Origin of the sequence: Glaciecola sp. 1036, from assembly GCF_050306235.1 — a bacterium.
Lineage (GTDB): Bacteria > Pseudomonadota > Gammaproteobacteria > Enterobacterales > Alteromonadaceae > Glaciecola.
Genome location: NZ_JBLWFH010000035.1, coordinates 1 through 1,212, shown reverse-complemented (window position 1 = coordinate 1,212; position 1,212 = coordinate 1). Strand labels below are relative to the sequence as shown.

Here is a 1,212-nt window from a genome sequence, read left to right as displayed (position 1 = left end):
TGATCTTCCCCTAAATCTGTAGACACTCAACTAGCGAATTTGTATATTTCTTCAAATTCATGGGGCGACTGCTGACCAAGATGGCTGTGTAGTCGAACTCGATTGTAAAACGCTTCTATATAATCAAACAAGTCTGCTTTAGCATCGCTTCTGGTTTTATAGATTTTCTTTTTAACTCGCTCTGTTTTTAGCGAATGGAAGAAGCTTTCTACCACTGCGTTATCAAGACAATGACCGCGACGACTCATGCTGCTGACTAAATTATGTTGTGATAAATAGTCTTGAAAATCGTCACTGGTGTACTGACTTCCTTGATCCGAATGCACTATCACCTCATTCTTTGGTTGGCGTCGCATGACTGCCATCATGATGGACTTTATCACCAACTCTCGGCTCATTCGCTCACTCATTGACCAGCCAACGACTTTTCGTGAAAACAAGTCTACGACAACTGCTAAATAGAGCCAGCCTTCATGCGTTTTGATGTAGGTAATGTCGGTTACCCACGTGTGATCCGGCTGCATCACTAGAAACTGCTGTTGAACATGGTTATCTGCTACTATCGATGGCGCTGAAGACTTAAAATACCGACGTTTATATCCAATATTTGCCTTGAGTTTGGCAGCCTTCATTAATCGAGCAACGCGATTTTCACTCACTTTTATGCCCGACTTATTGAGCTGGGCAGTTATTCTAGGGCTACCGTAAACACCACCAGATTCGACGTAAGCAGATTTAATCTGTATGGTTAACCTCTTATTTTCAATCGCTCTTTTTGACTCAGGTCCCTTACGCCACGCATAAAATCCGCTACGGTTTACATTGAGTAATCGACAGAGCTTTTTCACATTCCATTTATTGAGCCGAGACTCTATGAACGCATACCTTTCCTTGACTCGCTTGCAAAGTATGCGGCGGCCTCCTTTAAGATGTCTCGCTCCTCTGTGACTCGTTTGAGCTCCTTCTTCAAACGTTTTATTTCATCTGAATCATTTACCTCTTGAGGGCTTTGCTTCGCTTTGGCGACCCAGTTATAAAGAGATTTATCAGTGACACCCAATCGTTTTGCAACACTGACAACACTATGGCCTTGCTCCAATACTTGGCGCACTGCTTCATCTTTGAATTCTTGTGGATATTTGTTTCTCATAACACTTCCTATCATACTTCATTTTGAACATAAAAAGTGTCTAGTGTTTTAGGGGAAGATCA

General features: G+C 42.2%; 1 protein-coding gene. It reads right to left on the bottom strand.

Features of this window, described 5'->3' with window-relative positions; all coding sequences use genetic code 11:
• Nucleotides 1-26: 26 nt before the first annotated feature.
• Nucleotides 27-1,150 (bottom strand): IS3 family transposase gene (locus ACNKW3_RS19795; protein ID WP_427401059.1). Its coding sequence is split into 2 segments (ribosomal slippage): nucleotides 27-922 and nucleotides 922-1,150, totalling 1,125 coding nucleotides; the frame shifts between segments, so codons are not numbered across the junction.
• Nucleotides 1,151-1,212 lie beyond the last annotated feature (62 nt).